This is a genomic window from Bacteroides sp. AM54-2NS, assembly GCF_003602935.1.
Taxonomy (GTDB): Bacteria; Bacteroidota; Bacteroidia; order Bacteroidales; family Bacteroidaceae; genus Bacteroides; species Bacteroides xylanisolvens.
In genome coordinates this window covers 1-656 of record NZ_QTMZ01000145.1, presented here as the reverse complement: position 1 = coordinate 656, position 656 = coordinate 1, and the positions used below count along the sequence as shown (strand labels likewise).

General features: G+C 49.2%; 1 protein-coding gene and 1 pseudogene. One reads left to right on the top strand and one right to left on the bottom strand.

The features are described from left to right. A partial coding sequence (locus DXA05_RS28260) for a hypothetical protein (RefSeq protein ID WP_284515718.1) occupies window positions 1-225 on the bottom strand: 225 nt, incomplete at its 3' end. A 65-nt stretch (window positions 226-290) separates the two neighbouring features. Here DXA05_RS28260 and DXA05_RS26215 point away from each other — a divergent pair. Beyond that, window positions 291-656, top strand: a pseudogene (locus DXA05_RS26215) (hypothetical protein); the annotation flags it as partial.

Genomic DNA, 656 nt, shown 5'->3' with positions numbered 1-656 from the left:
ACAATCGTCAAATTCTGCTTGAGGTCTTGTGACTGTGAACAATCTTCCTTTTCCTCGGAAAAGAGTATTCTTCACACATAATTTGTCTTTATGTCTTTTCTTGCGGCTTTTGGGAGCAGAAAATATCCCTCCACAGGCTGAAAGGTCTCGAAAGGAGGGAAGAAAGAAACGGTTAAGCGAACGCAGAGGGAATTTATCCACTATGCTGAGCGTAAGTTTCTTCAACGTAGTTAAACCAAGTCCAGCGACATGGGCGACAAACTTATTTGTATCACTAAAATTGAAAGGCAATGAAGATTATCATCCTGCATGATGCTGACGCACGCATCGAGTATCTTGACGTAGCCGACCATCTTATCGGCTCTGACATCGAGGAGTTCCTCACCAGACAGGGCTTCTCAGTGAACAACATCACATGGCTTGTCACATCGGCAGACCATATCCCAGTGGTTTACCACAAGTACGACATCGACCGCAAGACCGGCGAGGCGACTCACACCCAACGAGAGGCGGAACTTAAAGACCTCACCATCCACGGACAACTCCTGGCATTGCAGCACCGGGAGCAGGACGAGCTGAAAGCGGCTCTTCGCAAGTACGGCACGGAGGTGGACGGAGGCTTTGAGGTGCATTTCGAGGGAGAGCAGCCCATCGTG